Annotated in this window: 17 protein-coding genes; 14 read left to right on the top strand and 3 right to left on the bottom strand. The window is 73.4% G+C overall.

What is annotated here, in order from left to right; translation table 11 throughout:
* The first annotated feature begins 60 nt into the window (after positions 1-60).
* The 10 genes from ACFWWU_RS24955 to ACFWWU_RS24910 all read left to right on the top strand — a co-directional run bounded on the left by ACFWWU_RS24955 (position 61) and on the right by ACFWWU_RS24910 (position 8,815).
* Entirely contained in the window at positions 61-1,752 is a 1,692-nt protein-coding gene (locus ACFWWU_RS24955; RefSeq protein ID WP_384148015.1) for a hypothetical protein, read from the top strand.
* Positions 1,749-2,450 (top strand): hypothetical protein, encoded by a 702-nt coding sequence (locus ACFWWU_RS24950; RefSeq protein ID WP_384148014.1) that lies wholly within the window; start codon positions 1,749-1,751, stop codon positions 2,448-2,450. Before ACFWWU_RS24955 ends, ACFWWU_RS24950 begins: the two co-directional genes overlap by 4 nt.
* Positions 2,451-2,516: 66 nt before the next feature.
* Positions 2,517-2,681, top strand: coding sequence for a thiocillin family RiPP (locus tag ACFWWU_RS24945; protein WP_107105427.1), 165 nt, complete (start codon positions 2,517-2,519; stop codon positions 2,679-2,681).
* Positions 2,682-2,742: 61 nt separating this feature from the next.
* Positions 2,743-2,910 carry a thiocillin family RiPP gene (locus ACFWWU_RS24940; RefSeq protein ID WP_141302866.1) on the top strand — a complete coding sequence of 56 codons (168 nt, stop codon included), beginning with the start codon at positions 2,743-2,745 and terminating at the stop codon, positions 2,908-2,910.
* Between the two features lie 131 nt (positions 2,911-3,041).
* Complete coding sequence (locus tag ACFWWU_RS24935; protein WP_260615470.1) at positions 3,042-3,227, top strand: thiocillin family RiPP; 186 nt, start codon at positions 3,042-3,044, stop codon at positions 3,225-3,227.
* Positions 3,228-3,282: 55 nt separating this feature from the next.
* On the top strand, positions 3,283-3,462 hold the full coding sequence (locus ACFWWU_RS24930) for a thiocillin family RiPP (protein ID WP_055642953.1): 180 nt from the start codon (positions 3,283-3,285) through the stop codon (positions 3,460-3,462).
* Between the two features lie 163 nt (positions 3,463-3,625).
* Positions 3,626-4,732, top strand: a complete 1,107-nt coding sequence (locus ACFWWU_RS24925) for a PqqD family peptide modification chaperone (protein ID WP_384148013.1) — start codon at positions 3,626-3,628, stop codon at positions 4,730-4,732.
* Positions 4,729-7,296 carry a lantibiotic dehydratase gene (locus ACFWWU_RS24920; RefSeq protein ID WP_384148012.1) on the top strand — a complete coding sequence of 856 codons (2,568 nt, stop codon included), beginning with the start codon at positions 4,729-4,731 and terminating at the stop codon, positions 7,294-7,296. The genes ACFWWU_RS24925 and ACFWWU_RS24920 overlap by 4 nt, the downstream gene beginning before the upstream one ends.
* Complete coding sequence (locus tag ACFWWU_RS24915) at positions 7,293-8,168, top strand: lantibiotic dehydratase C-terminal domain-containing protein (protein WP_384148011.1); 876 nt, start codon at positions 7,293-7,295, stop codon at positions 8,166-8,168. Before ACFWWU_RS24920 ends, ACFWWU_RS24915 begins: the two co-directional genes overlap by 4 nt.
* An 11-nt stretch (positions 8,169-8,179) precedes the next feature.
* A complete protein-coding gene (locus ACFWWU_RS24910) occupies positions 8,180-8,815 on the top strand; it encodes a GPP34 family phosphoprotein (protein WP_384148010.1) in 636 nt (211 codons plus the stop codon).
* Positions 8,816-8,831: 16 nt separating this feature from the next.
* Here ACFWWU_RS24910 and ACFWWU_RS24905 read toward each other — a convergent pair whose 3' ends face one another.
* Positions 8,832-9,824: a helix-turn-helix transcriptional regulator gene (locus tag ACFWWU_RS24905; RefSeq protein WP_384148009.1), complete on the bottom strand. Its 993-nt coding sequence runs from the start codon at positions 9,822-9,824 to the stop codon at positions 8,832-8,834.
* 271 nt (positions 9,825-10,095) lie between these two features.
* Between ACFWWU_RS24905 and ACFWWU_RS24900 the strand changes: the two genes are divergently transcribed.
* Positions 10,096-11,724: a class I adenylate-forming enzyme family protein gene (locus ACFWWU_RS24900; RefSeq protein ID WP_384148008.1), complete on the top strand. Its 1,629-nt coding sequence runs from the start codon at positions 10,096-10,098 to the stop codon at positions 11,722-11,724.
* A 164-nt stretch (positions 11,725-11,888) separates the two neighbouring features.
* On the opposite strand, the gene ACFWWU_RS24895 is transcribed toward ACFWWU_RS24900, so the two are convergent.
* A complete protein-coding gene (locus ACFWWU_RS24895; RefSeq protein ID WP_384148007.1) occupies positions 11,889-13,160 on the bottom strand; it encodes a M6 family metalloprotease domain-containing protein in 1,272 nt (423 codons plus the stop codon).
* A 338-nt stretch (positions 13,161-13,498) separates the two neighbouring features.
* Here ACFWWU_RS24895 and ACFWWU_RS24890 point away from each other — a divergent pair, with 338 nt between their 5' ends.
* Both ACFWWU_RS24890 and ACFWWU_RS24885 read left to right on the top strand, forming a co-directional pair.
* Complete coding sequence (locus tag ACFWWU_RS24890) at positions 13,499-14,164, top strand: TetR/AcrR family transcriptional regulator (RefSeq protein WP_384148140.1); 666 nt, start codon at positions 13,499-13,501, stop codon at positions 14,162-14,164.
* Positions 14,165-14,273: 109 nt separating this feature from the next.
* Positions 14,274-15,809 carry an MFS transporter gene (locus ACFWWU_RS24885; RefSeq protein WP_384148006.1) on the top strand — a complete coding sequence of 512 codons (1,536 nt, stop codon included), beginning with the start codon at positions 14,274-14,276 and terminating at the stop codon, positions 15,807-15,809.
* Between the two features lie 46 nt (positions 15,810-15,855).
* Here the strand turns inward: ACFWWU_RS24885 and ACFWWU_RS24880 are convergent, their stop codons facing one another.
* Positions 15,856-16,344, bottom strand: coding sequence for a MarR family winged helix-turn-helix transcriptional regulator (locus ACFWWU_RS24880; RefSeq protein WP_384148139.1), 489 nt, complete (start codon positions 16,342-16,344; stop codon positions 15,856-15,858).
* A 115-nt stretch (positions 16,345-16,459) separates the two neighbouring features.
* Here ACFWWU_RS24880 and ACFWWU_RS24875 point away from each other — a divergent pair, with 115 nt between their 5' ends.
* Positions 16,460-17,248 carry a dioxygenase gene (locus ACFWWU_RS24875; protein WP_384148005.1) on the top strand — a complete coding sequence of 263 codons (789 nt, stop codon included), beginning with the start codon at positions 16,460-16,462 and terminating at the stop codon, positions 17,246-17,248.
* Positions 17,249-17,251: the final 3 nt, after the last annotated feature.

The following is a 17,251-nucleotide window of genomic DNA, read 5'->3' as shown; positions in this document are numbered from 1 at the left end:
GTACGGCCGACGCGTCCCGCTTGTCCTGCTCGTACGTCCCGAACCGGAAAGGAGGCCTCGATGCCGGACCACTCTGTGATCACCGCCGAAGCCATGGCCTCGGCCGCCCTGAACGACCCGCAGTTCCACGTCCCGGCGCGGCCCAGGCTCCGGCGCGGGCTCTCCCTGCACCACACGTCCGAGGCCCTCGTCGTCGAAGGCACCCCCAAGAAGCAGCTGCTGCGCGGCGCCGCCGCCCGGGAACTGCTGCCCCGGCTGCTCCCGCTGCTCGACGGCAGCCGCGGCCACGAAGACGTGGCAGAGGCCCTGGGAATCCCGGCGGGCACCGTCTTCAAGGCCCTCTCCCTGCTCTGGACCTGCGGCCTGATCGAGGAGGCCGCGTCCCCGGCGTCGGCCTCCCGGGCGGAGGCGGTGCCCGAGGCCCTCGCCGACTTCCTCTCCCGTATCGGCGACTCCACCGGGGCCAACCACGCCTGGGAGGAGGCCCTGGACCGGCTGGCCCGGGCCCGCGTCGAGGTCTTCGGCACCGGCCCCCTGGCCGTCGCCACCCGGCGCCACCTCGCCGACTCCCTCGTCGACACGGGTACCGACGCTGGTACCGGCATCGACGCCAGTACCGGCATCGACGCCAGTACCGGCATCGACGCCGGTACCGGTACGGACGCCAGTACCGGTCCGGCACCCGGTACCACCCTCGCGGTCGCCGCCGGACTGGACCCGGCCGCCTCCGCGGCCCTCGCCGCCTCCTGCGCCCAGGCCGGCGTACCGCTGATCCGTCTCGCGCTCACCGGTCGCACCGCCCACCTCGGCCCGTACGTCGACCTCGCCTTCACCCCCTGTCTGGCCTGCCGCACCGCGGAGGACCCGGCGGACGACCGGCCCCCGCTGCCCGGTGACGCCGAACTGGCCGCCGCGCTCTTCGTCCGGGACCTGTTCGCGCTGCTCTCGCGGAGCACGCCCAGCCCGCTGCCGTCCCAGTGGCGCACCGTCGACCTGGCGGACCTCTCCCAGCAGCGCCGCTCGGCCGCCACCCGGCCCGGCTGCCCCCACTGCTCGGCGGCGCCGGGCGACCCGGTCGCCCCGCCGCTCGCCGCGCGCTACGAGGCGGCGATCGCCTTCCCGCCCCGGGAGTACGCCGACGGCAAGGCTCACCAGGCCCACTACAAGCCCTCGAACATCGCCCTGCAGAACGACGAGAAGACCTGGCCCGTCGCGGCGGCCGTGCCCCTCCCGGCACCCCCGCTGGAGTCGCTGCGCTCCCCGTCGCCCGCCGTCCTCGACGACCGGACCGCCGCACTGCTCCTCGCCGTCACCGCGGGCCGCAGGGCTCTGCTGCCCGGCCGCGTGCAGCGGTGGACGGCGAGCGGCGGCAACATCGGCTCCGTCGTCGCCCACCTCGTCGTCCGCGACGTCCCCGGCCTTGAGCCCGGCGTCTACGGCTACGTGGCGTCCGAGCACCGGCTGGCCAGACTCGCGGCCGACCCCCGCGCCGTCCCCGGCGAGGCGCCGCTGACGGTCGTCCTCACCGGCGACTTCACCAAGGTCGCCAAGAAGTACGCGGCGTTCGCCCTGCGGATCGTCCTGCTCGACGCCGGCTGCGCCACCGCCACGCTCCGTGCCGCGGCGACCGCGCTGGACCTGCCGTTCGCGGTCCGCACCCGCTGGGACGACCTCGCGGTCGCCGCGGCCCTGGGGATCGACCCCGACCTGGAACCGATCACCACCCTCGTCGACCTGGGAGGAGCCCCGTGAGCGCCCCGCACGAACTGGCCATGGACATGCTGGCGTCCTTCCGCGAGCAGCGCGGCGCCTCCGGGGCCACGGCGCTCGCCGAACGCCGGCCGCACGCACCGGACCCCGCCGCGCTCGGACCGGCCGTCACGGTCGCCCCGTACACGCACCGGACCGTGCCCCACGACCTCCTGACCACCCTGGAGAACCGGCGCTCCCTGCGCGGCTTCTCCCCGGAGCCCCTGCCCGCCGGGCTGCTGGCCGGCATCATGACCCGGGCCCTGGAGACGGATGAGGCCGATGCGGACTGCCCGCTCGAACTCACCGTCGTCGCCAACCGGTTGGCCGGGGTCACCCCCGCCGTCCACCGCTTCGACGCCGCGGCGTCCACCTTCACCCCGGTGATGGAACTGCCCACCGGAGCGGCCCGCTACGGACTGACGCTGCAGCCGGAGTTCTCCGACGCCGCCGCGATCGTCTCGATCGGAGTGCCGCTGGACGCCGCGGTCCACCGCCACGGCGGGCACGGCTACCGGCTGCTGCTCACCCGTGCCGGCTCCGCCGCGTACGCGATGTGGCTGGACGGCGTCGCCCACGGACTGGTCGGCAGTGTCTTCGCCGGCTTCATCCCGGCGGCCGTCCGCGGCCCGCTGCTCAGCGACGGAACGAGCCGCCAGCAGATCTTCGCGCTGGCCCTGGGCCTGCCGCCGGCCCCCTGAGACTTCCCGCCCCGACCGGGTGCGGGATCCGTCACCCACCGCACGACACCTGAGGAGGTGCCTCGCATGGAGGACATCGAGCTGTACGCCGTCGACGCCGAGGAACTGGCGATCGAGGAGCTGCCCGAGGGCAACGCCCTCGCGAGCTGGGCGTCCGCCGGATCCGCTTCGACCGCGTCCTGCCCGGCGACGTCCGCGTCGTCCGTCAGCAGCGCGTCCACCTACGGGTGATCCGCAGCCCCCGGCCGGCCCGCCCGGCCTCCGCACCGCACACCGGAAGGAGGTGAACACCATGGAGAACAACCTCGAGCTCTACGTCATCGACGGTGACGAGCTGGCGATCGAGGAGCTTCCGGAGGGCAACGCCCTCGGCTGCTTCTTCTGCGCCGGATCCGCTTCGACCGCGTCCTGCCCCGGCACGTCCGCGGCCACCGCGTCGTCCGCCTCGACCATCGGCTGACCCCGGTCGCCTCCGGTCCCCGTCGGTCCCCTCCGACCGGCACACAGACGGCGTCACGCAAGAGCACTCGCACAGTAGCCCTCGCACAGTCGCCCTCACAGAGTCGCCATCACGCAGAAAGGATTCCTCGAATGCAGGACTTCGACGACCTCGAACTGGACCTGTCCGCCGACGAGCTGGCCTCGGACGCGCTCGGTCTCGAGCCCCTGAAGGAGGGCGTCGCCCTCGGTACCTGGGCGACCGCCGGCACCGCCTCGACGGCCTCGTGCCCGACGAGCACCGCCTCCTCCTCCGCGAGCGCCTCCAGCTTCGGCTGAGTCCGCCCGCGGCGCCACCAGCACCAACACACCCACCCGAAAGGAAGTGAACGCCATGAACGAGAACCTCGACAACGAGCTCGAGCTGTGGTCCGAGTCCCTTGACCTGGAGGTCCTCCAGGACGCCGTCAGCCCCGGTTTCACCACCGCGTTCTGCGGCGCCTGCGCCGGCTCGGCCAGCTGCCCCGTCGGCTGTGTCGGCTCGATGAGCAGCGTCTCCAGCCAGGGCGGCTGATCAGCCGCTCGGATCCCTGGGCTCCGGGGTGGTCCTAGTACCCCGGGGCCCAGGGCCCCCAGCCCGGTCCGCTTTTCCCGGACCGGACTGAACCACCAGATTAGAGCCAGGCGGCCCGGCACGGTAGCGGACCGGCCGCCGCTGCGGAGGGAGGAACCGCGCCGTGGACACGTGCACCGCACCCAAGCTCCGGGAGGATCTGGAGATCATCCGGGGGATGGACGACCACCCGCTGATGTTCGATCCGAAGGGCGGGACCTACCACCGGCTGACCAAGTCGGCCGCTGTGCTGCTCCGCCAGTTCGACGGAGCTCACTCGCTGGACGAGCTCTCGGCCCTCATGGCCGAGCGCCGGGGCGTACCCGCCGAAGGCGTGCGCGGAGAGCTCGCCGCCTTCGTCGACGAGCTGAGCCGCAGCGGCCTCCTCGTCGGAACCGAAGCCGAGCGGGCGCCCAAGAAGCGCGCCGGCGGCCGCTTCGGCACCACCATGCTCATGCCCCGCTTCGTCATCACCCGCTCGCTCCCGACGGTCCTGGAGCCGGTGGCCCGGCTGTTGCGCCCCGTCCCGGCCTGGCTGTCGGTCGGCGTCTTCGCCGGCGGTGGCATCCTCGGCATCCTGCTCGGCCTCTACGCGGTCCTGACCTCGGCCCCGCCGGCCAAGGACCTGCTGGGCACCGGAACCCTCGTCGCCATCGCGCTGATGTTCCTCCAGATCCTGGTGCACGAGAGCGCTCACGCCATGGTCTGCCAGGTACTCAAGGTGCCCGTGCGGGGCCTGGGAGTGGCGCTGCTCTTCTACTTCCTGCCGCTCGCCTACGTCGACCGCACCGACGCCTACCGCGTCCGCTCCCGAGGCGGCCGGGTCCTGCTCGCCCTCGCGGGACCGCTCAGCGACGGCTGGTTCACCGGCGCCGCCGCCCTGCTCGTGCTCACCACGGACGGACCGGTCGCGCAGGTGGCCGGGGCGCTGCTGATCTTCCAGATGCTCAACCTGGTCACCAACATCAACCCGATGCTCCCGAGCGACGGTTACGCGGCGCTGGAAGCCGGCTTCGGCCTCGTCGACGCGCGGGGCCGCGCCTTCACCCTGCTGAAGCACCGCCTGCTGGGCCGCCCGCTGCCGGGCTTCCTGGAGCGGATGCCGACCCGCAGCCGCCGGCTGCACGTCACGTACGGCATCGTGTGCTGCGTCTACACCGTGGCGCTCGGCTACTTCGTCGTCCAGTCGCTGATCTGGTCGTTCGAGCTGGTCGGACGGTCGATGCCGTGACCGACCCCGAGATCTCCGGACCGCTGCTGACCCGGGTGGGCGGTCTGCCCACCGAGGCCCTGGACCTCATCGGGTCCGCCACGCGACGGGCGATCGCAGAGGCCGCCGACGCCCACGCGGAACTGGAGCGAAGGCGGCCCGCCGTGGAGGACGCCTGCTTCCCGCTGGTGCCCCTCCTGGACGACGAAGTGCCGCTGCGCCGCCAGGTGCTGGCCGCCAAGCGGGCCGCGCACCGGCTGCGGGCCCTGCCGTGGGGCGACGAACTGCCGCCTCGTATCGCCGAGTTGGCAGGGCCCGAGGCGGCCGCCGGCTTCCGCGGCTGGCAGGCGGCCGTACGGCTGCGTGACGAGGCCGCCCGGCGGCTCGACGTCCTGCTGGCCGAGGACCGTGCGGCGGCCCCGGCCGCGCTCGCCGGCCACCTCGCCGATCCGGGTTTCGCCCGGGCCGCGGCGCTGGCCGCCCCTGACTGGCTGCGGCACGGCCGCCCGCGCCGCCGCCCCGCCGAGACCCGCAACCTGCGCACGCTCTACTCCTATGTGTCCCGGGCCGCGGTGAAGACCAGCCCGTTCTCCACGCTGACCACCGTCGGAGAGGGCGGCTCGACCGGCGCCGCCGAGGCCGCGGCCCCCGCCCCTCACGCCGACGCGTCCGCGGTCCACACCTCCGCCCCCCACGCCGACGCGTCCGCGGTCCGTACCGCCCACGCCGACACGCCCGCCGTCCACACCTCCGCCCCCGCCGCCCACAGCTACGCCGCCACCGCCCTCGCCCAGCTGGCCCTGCGCTGCCTGGCGCGCGAGGCCGGTACCGCCGGTCTGCTGCGCTACCGGCTCGCGCCGCTCCGGCCCGGTGGTCCCGACGCCCCGGGCGGTCTCGTCCTGCTGCCCGAACCCGTCGCCGACGGCGGTCTGGCCTGGCGGCTCGACCGGGTGGTGGAGGCCGACCACGCGGCGCCCTGGCTGTCCGGCTTCGCGCCCGACGCCGAACACTCCCTGGACGGGCTGCTGTCCGGGCTCGGCGGCCCCGACCCCTTCCGCCGCTTCCGGCGCCTGCTCGACACCGGGCTGATCGCACCCGTACCGCCCTGGCGGCGCGGCGGCGACCCGATGGGCGCCGTGGCGGAGCTGCTCGCGGGACACCCCGAGGACGGGATCGCGGGCGAGGTGCGGGAGTTGAGGGACTCGGCCGCCGCCCTCTGCGCCGCCGGCGAGGACGAACGGACCGAGACGCTCACCCGGGCCCGCCGCACCGCCGGTCGCTGGGCCCGACGGGCCGGTCTCGACCGGTTCGCGTCCGGGGAGGTGCTGTACGAGGACGTCGCGAGCGACCTCGCCCTGCCCCGGATCCTCGACGTGCCGGAGGTCCGCGCCGACCTGACCGAACTAGGCCGCCGCATGCGCCCGTTCGTCTTCCGCTCACACCTCTACGACGTGCTCGTGGACCGCTTCACGGCCGAGTACGGGCCGGGCGGGACCTGCACCGACGTGCTCGGGTTCCTCATGCGCGTCGCCGTCGACGGTGACGCGCAGCCCGACCTCGACCAGGCCTCCGTCGCCGACCGTGCCGAGCGGGAGACCGCGGGGGAGCGGGCATGGCTGCCGGTCGGGCCGAGCAGCGCGCCGCCCGCCGCGGCGGTGCTGTTCCAGCTCGCCGCGACCGGCCCGCAGGCCGTGCGCGGCGGCGACTACCAGCTGGTGGTCAACCAGTTCAATCCCGGTACGGGCGGGCTCGTGACCCGCTTCGGGCCGCTTCTCGGCGAAGGCTTCCGCGACCGGCTGCGCGAGCACGTCCGTGCCTGCTGGCCCGGCCGGACCTGCCGGGAACTCGTCCTGTGGACGGAGATCAACACGGCCCAGTCGCGGTCGGCCGGCCTGCTGCCGCCCCTGCTGCTGCCCGGCGAGATCCCGGCAGCCGACGGCCTCGACCTGGCCGACACCGTCCTCACGCACGACCCCGGCGACGGCACCCTCGCGCTGCGCGACCGCGCGGGCGACCCGGTAGGCCTCGCCTACCTCGGTCTCGTCCCGCCGCACCTCTTCCCGCCGTTCGCCCGGCTGCTCGCCGTGCTCGCCGACCCGTGGGTCAACGGCTCGCCGCACTCGGACTACGTCCTGCCGTTCGGACTCCAGGAGCAGCGCACCGACGAGATCGTGCCGATGCCGCGGACCGGCTTCGGCCGCGTCACCGTCTCCCGCGCCTCGTGGGTCGTCCCGGCGGCCGAACTGCCCGTGCCGAGGCCGGGCGAGAGCGACGCCGAGACCGCGCTGCGCGCCGAGGCGTTCCGGCGCGCGCACGGCTTGCCGGAGGAGGTCTTCTGTCACCGGCTGACCGGCTTCGGGCCGGGCGAGCAGGGCACGGACCGCAAGCCCCTGTGGGTCTCGCTGACCTCGCCGCTCTCGCTGTCCGTGCTCGCCCAGTGGGCCGGCCCGGCCACGGGCCACCTGCGCCTGGTCGAGGCGCTGCCGGCCAGGTCCGCGCATCCGCTGCGGGACGCGGCGGGCGGCACGCGGGCCGCCGAGCACATCGCGCTGCTGCGTTGGCGGCGACCGGAGGAGGAAGCATGAGCATGGCGGTTCCCCAGCGGGACTGGTGGTACGTACGGGTCTACCCCGGTGGTCCCCGGCTGATGGACGCCGCGGTGCGGACCCTCGTGCCGTGGCTGGCCGCGCAGGCCGGGAGGCTGGGCAGCGAGGACTGGTTCTTCATCCGGTACTGGGACGCCACCGGCCACCACCTGCGGCTGCGGCTGCGCGCCGGGGCCGACGCGGTGGACGCGCTGGACGCCACCGCCCGCGAGGAGCTCACCGGTCTGCTGAGCACGCTGGAGGAGCGGCCCGAGGACTCCGTCGGCCTGCTGCCCGGCGCGCTGCCGCCCGGCTCGCCGGCCCGCGGCGTCACCCCCGCGCTGTACGCACCGGAGTCGGCCAAGTACGGCGGCCCGGCGGGTGTCGCCGTCGCCGAGCGCATCTTCCACCTGGACAGCGCGTTCTGCGCCGGGCTCGACCTCGCCGCCCTGCCCCGGCGCTACGAACGGGCCGCGCACGCCGTCTACTTCGCCCGGGCGCTCACCGCGAGGGTGCTGACCGAGGAGGAGCGGGACGTCTTCTGGGTCCGCCATCGCACCCGGTGGGGCTGGCAACTGCGCCTGGCCGCCGGCGGGGAGCAGCTCAGGCCCCTGCTCGGTGCTGTCTCGGCCGGGGTCCGGGAGCAGGGCGTGCCCGCACCCGGTGCGCGCGAGCGCATCGACGCGCACGCCGACGCGCTGGCCGAACTCCTCCTGCGGGCCCCCGGTTCCCGGGACCATCAGGTGCTCCACCACCTGCACATGGTGATGAACCGGCTGGGCTTCCCGCCCGGCGAGGAAGCGGCGCTCGGCATGCTGGCAGGGCAGACTGCCAGGAAACCGGCGGTTGTTGCCGGTGCGGTGCCCGGATGAGAGGAACACCTGTGACACCTGTGACGACCCTGGCAGGCGACATGATCCTGCTCGCCTTCGACGCGGAGGGCGGCAGGCTTCCCGTCCGGCAGTCCTTGGCCCCGGCGGTGCGCGGTGCGCTGCTCGCCGAACTGCTCGACGGCGGCGCCCTGACGGACGAGGCGGGCACCGCCGGGGCCGTGGGCGAGGCTCCGCAGGACGCCGCGCTCAAGGAGGTGTGGCGGCGGATCGCGGCGGAGCCCGGCAGGAAGTGGCTGCACTGGGTCCGCAAGGACGGTCGTGCGTCGATCCACGAGGTGCTGCGGGGCCTGGAGAAGGACGGACTCCTGGAGAGGAGCACCGACCGGGTCTTCGGGGTCTTCCCGTTGAACCGGGCCGGCCTCACTCCGTCCGGTCTCACCGCCGCCGGAGAGGTGCGCGCCGCGGTGGCCGCCGCGGTCGAGGACCCGGCAGCCCCCGCCCCCGGTGGCCGGGCCGCGCTGCTTGCCGGGCTCGCCCACGCGGGCGGCCAGTTGGGCACGGTGCTGGCCGCCGATCGGCGCCGGGTGCTCAAGGACCGGCTTGCGGCCCTGTCCGAGGGCGCCGCCCCGGTGTCGGCCGCGGTACGCCGGGCCGTCCAGGACCTCCAGGGCGCGGCCGTCTCGTAGGCGCCGCGAACGACCGTCAGATCCAGCCGCGTTCGCGCGCCAGCAGGGCGGCGTGCGGGCGGCTGGACGCGCCCAGGACGCGCAGGAGGTCGGCCACGTGCCGCCGGTAGGTCCGTACCGACATGCCCAGGTCCCGGGCGCCGATCTCGTCCTTGCCGACGTGGCACATGGACTTCAGGACGTCCCGCTCGGTCTCGGCCAGACCGCCCTGGCACTTCTCGTCGTCCGCGGTGATCGTCGACAGGTCCGTGGCCTGACACCAGATCTTCTCGAAGAGGGCGATGATGCCGGCGACGAGGCCGGTCTCCTGGGCCACCAGGGCGCCCCGGGAGGTGTCCTCGGGATCGATCGGGACCAGGGCGGTGCGCCGGTCGTAGACGAGGACGCGCTCCGAGAGGTCTTCCGACACCCGGATCTCCGCTCCCTTGGCGGTGAGTTCCCGCAGGTAGCCGACGGTCAGCGGGTCGTCGAGGGCCTCCTGGAGGACGACGCTGCGGATCCGGACGCCCCGGCTCAGGCAGCGCAGGTCCAGCGGGCGCGAGTGCGCGATGTTCTCGGGCGTCAGCACCGTGTACGGCTCGACGGACAGGATCTCCTCGCGGGCGAAGAAGGCGAGGTCGTCGATCCGGCTGCGGATCTGCGCCACGTTCTCCATGCGCTCGACGGACTGCGGCGAGGCCAGCGCCGGACTCTGTTCGTCCCGCAGGTCGGCGACCAGGTGCCGGGATCGGGTGACCTCCTGGAGCTCCTGGTGCAGTTCGCGCAGCCGTAGCTCGGTGAGCCGGTCCACGACGATCGCCGGATCGGTCGGGCACACGGTCTGCCGGTCGGTCCCGTACAGCAGGCCGAGCTCGCGCAGCCGGTCCTGGGCGGTGGCCACGGCCTCGCGGTCGGCCCGTAGCAGGAGGTGGATGTCTCCGTCAGTGGTGTCGGGATTCCGCAGGAAGTGCCGGTAGATGGACTCCTCCAGTTCGGAGAGTCCCAATACGCGCATGCCTGTTACTGCCATGTTCGAGCCCCCCGAGCTCTGCTTGCACTCCGGCGTGGCGCTCCGCTGGTCAGGCGGGTGACCGCGCGTCCGGATGGTGGATGGGAGAGTAATGCCCGAGTAAAACGGACGCCTACCGCAGAGGTCGCGATGTGACGGGTGTCACGTTGCGCGGAGTGTCCCTGGAGTGGCCACCACGTGACCGTCGCACCCTTCCGGACCGCGGGTTGACCCCCGAACCGGAGGCGCATAGCGTCGCCGCGCTGGGGTGAGCGAGCGCTCAGGAGGTCTCGTGGTGGTGTCGGGTGGGGTGGAGCGGCTGACCGTCGACGGGGCGCCCTTCGCCGTTCAGGACGGTGTGTACGTCTCGGGGCCGCGGACTCTGCGGGAGTTCGTGGAGGTCGTCTGGGCCTATGGGGACCGGGTGTTCCTGGTGTCCGAGGCCGGGCGGACGACCTATCGGGAGTTCTTCGACGCCGCCTGCGGGCTCGCCCGGCGGTTCGTCGGGGAGTACGGGCTGCGGCCCGGGGACCGGGCCGTCGTCGCCATGCGGAACCTTCCCGAGTGGCAGGTCGCCTTCTGGGCCGCCCAGCTCGCCGGGCTCGTCGCCGTACCGCTCAACGCCTGGTGGACCGAGGACGAGTTCACGTACGCGCTTGATGACTGCGCGCCTGCGGTGTTGCTCGTCGACGGGGAGCGGGTCGAGCGTGTGCGGGGCTGGGCACGGGAGAACGGCGTACCCGGGATCGTCTTCCAGGGGGAGGCGGAGGAGGGGTTCGTCGCGTACGTCGCCGACCTCGACCCCTCCCTCGGGCCGCCGGCCGTCGACGTCCTGCCCGAGCACGACGCCACCGTCATCTACACCTCCGGCACCACCGGCCGGCCCAAGGGCGCCGTCGCCACGCACCTCGCGCAGGCCGGGGCCGCCATGAACCCCCGGTACTTCGCCGCGGCTGCCGCCCTCGCCCGGGGCGAGGTGCCCGGCACCGGGCCCGCGCCCGTCTCGCTGACGACCTTTCCCTTCTTCCACGTCGCCGCGTTCACCTCGTTCTATGCCGTCATGGCGGCCGGGGGGACGCTGGTGATGATGCGGAAGTGGGATGCCGGGCTTGCTCTCGCGCTGATCCGGGAGCACGGCGTCACTCACTACGCCGGGGTGCCCACCACCGCGCTCCAGCTCCTTGAGGCCGCCCGTGCCGAGAAGGACGGGCTGGAGAGTCTCGTGCTGCTGAGTACCGGCGGCGCCGCCGCCCCGCCCGGGATCGTCGCCGGGATCACCGCCGCGTACGGCGAGCGCGTCGAGCCCCGCAACGGCTACGGGCTGACCGAGACCTGCGGCGGCGTCCTGTCCAACGTCGGCGCCGAGTACCGCGCCCATCCCGGGAGCGTCGGGCGTCCCTCGCCCGCCACCGAGGTGCGGATCGACCGGCCCGACGGGGACGGCGTGGGGGAGCTGTGGCTGCGGGGGCAGTCGCTTGTTCGCGGGTACTGGGGGAACGAGGCCGCGACCCGGGCCGCGTTCACCGGGGACGGGTGGTTCAGGACCGGTGACCTGGCGCGCGTCGACGACGACGGGCGCGTCAGCGTCGTCGACCGGCTCACGGACATGGTGATCCGCGGCGGCGAGAACGTGTACTGCGTCGAGGTGGAGGGTGTGCTGCACGAGCATCCGGACGTCCTCGACGCCGCCGTTCTCGGCGTCCCGCATCCGCTGCTCGGCGAGGAGGTCGTGGCCGTCGTGCGGCTGCGGGACGGGGCGGCCGCCGACACCGCCGCCGAGCGGCTGCGGGCGCACGTCGGCGCGCGCCTCGCCGCCTTCAAGGTGCCCGCCAGGGTCCTCGTACGGGAGGAGGAGCTGCCGCGGAATCCGACCGGGAAGCTTCTCAAGCGGGAGCTGAAGGACGCTTTCGCCGGCGGGTGACGCGGACGCGGTTCGGCGGCGGTGGCGCGGGCGCGGTTCGGCGGCGGTGGCGCGGGCGCGGTTCGGCGGCGGTGGCGCGGACGCGGTTCGGCGGCGGTGGCGCGGACGCGGGTCAGCGGCGGGTGGCGCGGACGCGGCTCGTCGGCGGGTGACGCGGGCGCGGTTCAGTGGCGGGTGATGCGGATGCGGTACGCGCCGCCCGGGTCCTCGCCGAGGACGCTGATCCGGATGCCGCCGGCCCGGTCCGTGAAGGTCTCGCCCGGGCGGTACGGGGCGTCCGACAGCTCCGCGTGGACGTTCGGGCGCCGCGTGCAGCCGCCGCTGGAGCGGTCGCTGTCGGAGACGGTCACCGGGCCGTGGCCGGTGTCCACGTCGGACTCGACCCGGTAGACGAGGACGCCCTGCTCGCAGACCGCCTCGTCGTTGCCCCCCTTGCTGCGCACCTCGACCGCGTACCCCGAGGTGCCGGAGAGCGGGACGAACGCGAGTTTGGGGCCGCCGGGGACGGCCAGCGGGGTGAGCGTGTAGTCGGTGGAGCCGGGGCCGGACGCGCAGCTGACCTGGTCGTTGTCGAGCCAGCCCAGCTTCCACTTGTGCCAGCCGAGCAGGTCGTTGTTGGCCCCCCAGTCCTCCGACATGATGTCCCAGTGTCCGACGGTGCCGCCGCCGTCCGCGGTGTAGAGGTCGGGCAGGCCGAAGACGTGGCCGTTCTCGTGGGGGAGCACCCGGTAGCCGGTCTCCGCGAAGCTGCCGGAGCCGTCGTCCTGACGGCTGTAGACGAAGGACGTGTTGGCGAGCGGCACGCCGTCGGCGTACGGGGCGTCGTCGTTGCCGGAGAAGGTCACGGACAGGACGGTGTCGAGGGCGGAGGGCCCGGCGTTCGGCGTGACGAGGACGTTGACCAGGTCGTACGCGCTGAAGTCCACCTTCGCGTCGGCGGCCTTCACGATGTCCTCGACGAGGGAGCGGTAGCCCGGCTCGTAGGGTGAGCCGCGCTCGATCCCGTACGCGGAGAACGGCCGGGGCATCCGCAGCCAGTCGGCCATCGGGACCTCGGCCTGGTACTTCAGGCGCCCGTACGAGCTGGTGTGGAACCAGTCGGAGGTCTGCGGGAAGAACTCGCGGAAACGGCTCATCGCGGTGCCCTCCCCGACGGCGTCCGTGAAGTCGACCATCAGCGTGAGGGCCCTGACGCGGCCCGTGGAACGCACGTAACCGGGGGCGGTGGGCAGCCCCTCCGACATCTGCACGCCCATCGTGGTGGCGATCCGGCACGGCCCGAGCTGCGCGCCGCTCGGCGCGGCGGCCACGGGGCCGGCCGAGGCCGGGGCGGGGTCGGGGAGCGTCGTGCTCGCGGAGGCGAGCAGCGCGAGGGAGAGGGCCGTGGTCGCTGCCAGGGCGACGGGCCTGCGTATCCGTCGGCGGGGGTGCTGCATACGGGCGCCTCTCCGGTGGGGGCAGGTCTGCGGCACGGACCTCCCGCGCGGGGGGACGGAGATCCGTGTCGTGCGATCAGCCTGTGGTGAGCGGCTCGGAGGCGCGCGCCGGGTGGACCGATCGTGTGGGGATTCCGCGCGGCGTGTCGGCCGTGACCCACGTCACATGAGGGAGGGAAATAAGCGGGGACCGTGTCCCCGTTTAACCCTGTGTTCCGCGAAGTGGGGAGTCCGTCCCCGGATGGCGGCGAATCGACGATGACCGAGGAGGTCGTGGCGTGACCAGTACTCCCGTGGCCGGTACCCCCGTGGCGGGCGTCCCCCTGGCCGGCGCCCCCGTGGCCGGCGCCCCGGACTCCGCGCCCGTCCGCCGCGTGCCCCGCCCGCGCGCGGACGCCCTGCGCAACCGCGAGCGGATCGTGACGGCGGCCCGCGAGATGTTCGTCGAGTTCGGCCCCCAGGTGCCGTACGACGAGGTGGCGCGCCGCGCCGGCGTCGGGAACGCCACGCTCTACCGCAACTTCCCCGAGCGCGCCGACCTCGTCCGCGAGGTCGTGCTCTCCCTCATGGCCCGCGTCACCGAACTCGCCGAGCGTGCCGTCGAGGAGGAGGCCGACACCTTCGCCGCCCTCCGCCGCTTCACCCACGCCGCCGCCGACGAACGCATCGGCGCCCTGTGCCCGATGCTCGACGGGGCCTTCGACCAGGACCACCCCGATCTGACCGTCGAGCGCGACCGCCTGGAGGAGGCCGTCCAGGGCCTCGTCGAGCGGGCGCAGCGCGCCGGCCGGCTCCGCTCCGACGTCGGTGTCGGGGACCTGATGGTGGCGGTCTCGCAGCTGACCCGTCCGCTGCCGGGCACGGCCTGCGTGAACTTCGACCAGTTCGTCCACCGTCACCTGCAGTTGTTCCTCGACGGCCTGGAGGCGCCCGCGCGCTCCGAGCTGCCGGGGACGGCCGCGACCCTGGAGGACCTGAGGCGCGACTCCTGCCGGCGGTCGTGACGACTCCCTAGCGCCCCGGAAGCACCCCACCCGCACTTCCCGTACGTACGTCCCTTCGTACTCCCTTACGTCCTTTTTTCACCTGTACGCGCCAAGAGGTGGCTACCCCATGTCCAAAATCCCCGAGAGCCCCGCGAGCCAGGCCGAGGCCGACCCCGGCCGCTGGAAAGCGCTCGTCTTCATCGCCCTCGCCCAGCTGATGGTCGTGCTCGACGCGACGATCGTGAACATCGCGCTTCCCTCCGCCCAGCAGGACCTCGGGATCTCGGACGGTAACCGGCAGTGGGTCATCACGGCCTACGCCCTCGCCTTCGGCGGTCTGCTCCTCTTCGGCGGACGCATCGCCGACCTGTGGGGCCGCAAGCGGACCTTCGTCGTCGGACTGATCGGCTTCGCCGCCGCCTCCGCCCTCGGCGGGGCCGCGACCGGCGAGGCCATGATGCTCGGTGCCCGCGCGCTCCAGGGCGCCTTCGGCGCGCTGCTCGCGCCCGCCGCGCTGTCGCTGCTCGCCGTGACCTTCACCGACGCCAAGGAGCGCGCGAAGGCCTTCGGCATCTACGGCGCGATCGCCGGTGGCGGCGGCGCCGTGGGTCTGATCCTCGGCGGTTTCCTCACCGAGTACCTGAACTGGCGCTGGACGTTCTTCGTCAACATCCCGTTCGCGATCGTCGCCGCCGTCGGCGCGTACTTCGTGATCCGTGAGCCCGCGGGCGGCCGCAACCGCTCCTCGCTCGACATCCCCGGCGTGATCCTCTCCACCCTGGGTCTGGTCGCGCTCGTCTACGGCTTCACGCGCGCCGAGTCCGAGGGCTGGAGCGACGCCGGCACGATCGGCCTCTTCGTCGGCTCCGCCGTCCTGCTCGCGGTGTTCGTGTTCACCGAGTCGCGGGTCGCGTCGCCGCTCCTGCCGCTGCGGGTCCTCACCGACCGCAACCGAGGCGGCGTCTACCTGTCGCTGGGTCTCGCCGTCATCGCGATGTTCGGCCTCTTCCTCTTCCTGACGTACTACCTCCAGATCGTGAAGGGGTACTCGCCCGTCATGACGGGCTTCGCGTTCCTGCCCATGATCGTGGGCATGATCGTCGGTTCGACGCAGATCGGTACGCGGCTGATGACCCGGGTCCCGCCGCGGCTGCTCATGGCCCCGGGCTTCCTCACCGCAGCCGTCGGCATGCTGCTCCTCACGCAGCTGGAGGTCGGCACCTCGTACGCCGGTCTGATCCTGCCGGCGCAGCTGCTGCTCGGTCTGGGCATGGGTACGGCGTTCATGCCGGCGATGTCGCTCGCGACGTTCGGCGTGGACCCGCGGGACGCCGGTGTGGCCTCCGCGATGGTCAACACCTCGCAGCAGGTCGGCGGGGCCATCGGTACGGCCCTGCTGAACACGATCGCCGCCTCGGCGACCACCGCCTACCTGGCCGACCACGCGGCCGGCGCGACCACCCCGGCCGCGCAGAAGCTGGTCCAGCTCCAGGGCATGGTCGAGGGTTACGCCGCGGCCATCTGGTGGGCCGTCGGCATCCTGGCCGTCTCGGCCGCGATCGCCTTCGTGCTGATCAACACCGGGAAGCCGGAGATGGGGGTCGTCGCCGGGTCCGGTGAGGGCGCGGACGACGAGGTGAAGGTGCCCGTCATCGCCCACTGATCCCGTACTCCAGGCGCTCCCTGCCCTGGCCCCGCGAGCCGTGTGCTCAGCGGAGCCAGGGCAGGTCCGCGTCCGGGCCCGCCGGTTCGAGGCCCTCGGCCATCACCCGCATGATCGCGCCGAGCTGTTCGACCTGCTCCGGTGCGAGCCGGTCGAACAGGGCCTGGCGTACGGCCGCCACATGGCCGGGCGCGGTGCGGCGCAGGACGTCCATCCCCTCGTCCGTGAGCCGCGCGAACTGGCCGCGCTTGTCGGAGGGGCAGTTCTCGCGCGTCACCCAGCCGTTCTTCTCCAGCCGGGCGATCGCGTGGGAGAGGCGGGAGCGGGTGATCTTGGCGCTCTTGGCGAGCTCGGTCATCCGCAGCCGCCGGCGGGGTGCCTGGGAGAGCTGGACGAGCAGCCCGTAGTAGATGTGCGGCATCCCGGCGTCACGCTGCAACTGGCGGTCGAGGTGATCCTCCAGGAGCGTGGTGGCGTGCAGGTAGGCGCGCCAGGTGCGCTGTTCCTCGTCGTCGAGCCAGCGCGGTTCGGTCATGTCTCCCATGGGTCCTATCGTACGACTCGTTCTTGAAAGTTGAACTACATACGTTTACTCTGCAGACATCTAGCTTGAAGTTTCAAGTACCACGAGGATGCCGGAGGTCGTCGCCATGGACGCCACGCTGGAACGGATGCCCGCCCTCTACCTGTCCCACGGCGCCCCGCCGCTCGCCGACGATCCCGTCTGGCCCGGCGAGCTCGCCGCCTGGTCCGCGGACCTGCCCCGCCCCAAGGCGATCCTCATGGTCTCCGCCCACTGGGAGGAGGCCCCGCTCGCGCTCGGCGCCACCGAGACCGTGCCCCTCGTCTACGACTTCTGGGGCTTCCCCGAGCACTACTACCGGGTCCGGTACGGGGCTCCCGGCGCCCCGCAGCTCGCCGAGGCCGTCCGCAAGCTGCTCCGCGGGCCCGGCACGCCCGTGCAGGACATCCCCGACCGGGGGCTCGACCACGGCGCCTACGTGCCGCTCGTCGAGATGTTCCCGGGCGCCGACATCCCCGTACTCCAGATCTCCATGCCCACGCTCGACCCGCGCCGGCTCATGGACATCGGGCGCAAGCTCGCCCCGCTGCGCGACGAGGGCGTCCTGATCGTCGGCAGCGGCTTCTTCACCCACAACCTCGCCGCCCTCCGCCACACCGGCGGCGGCGTGCCGGGCTGGTCCGCCGAGTTCGACGACTGGGGACACCGCGCCCTGGAGGCCCAGGACGTCGACGCGCTCCTCGACTTCGCGCACAAGTCCCCGGCCGGGCGCCTCGCCCACCCGCGTACGGAACACTTCGCTCCCCTCTTCGTGACCATGGGCGCGGCGGACGCGGCCGGCGACCTCGACGCCGGGCGGTCCGTGATCGACGGCTTCTGGATGGGGCTCGCCAAGCGGTCCGTCCAGTTCGGGTAAGGG

The sequence above is a fragment of the Streptomyces sp. NPDC058650 genome (assembly GCF_042717315.1).
In the GTDB taxonomy this organism is placed as follows: Bacteria; Actinomycetota; Actinomycetes; order Streptomycetales; family Streptomycetaceae; genus Streptomyces.
The sequence above is the reverse complement of the archived record's forward strand: the minus strand, read 5'-3'. Positions and strand labels throughout refer to the sequence as shown.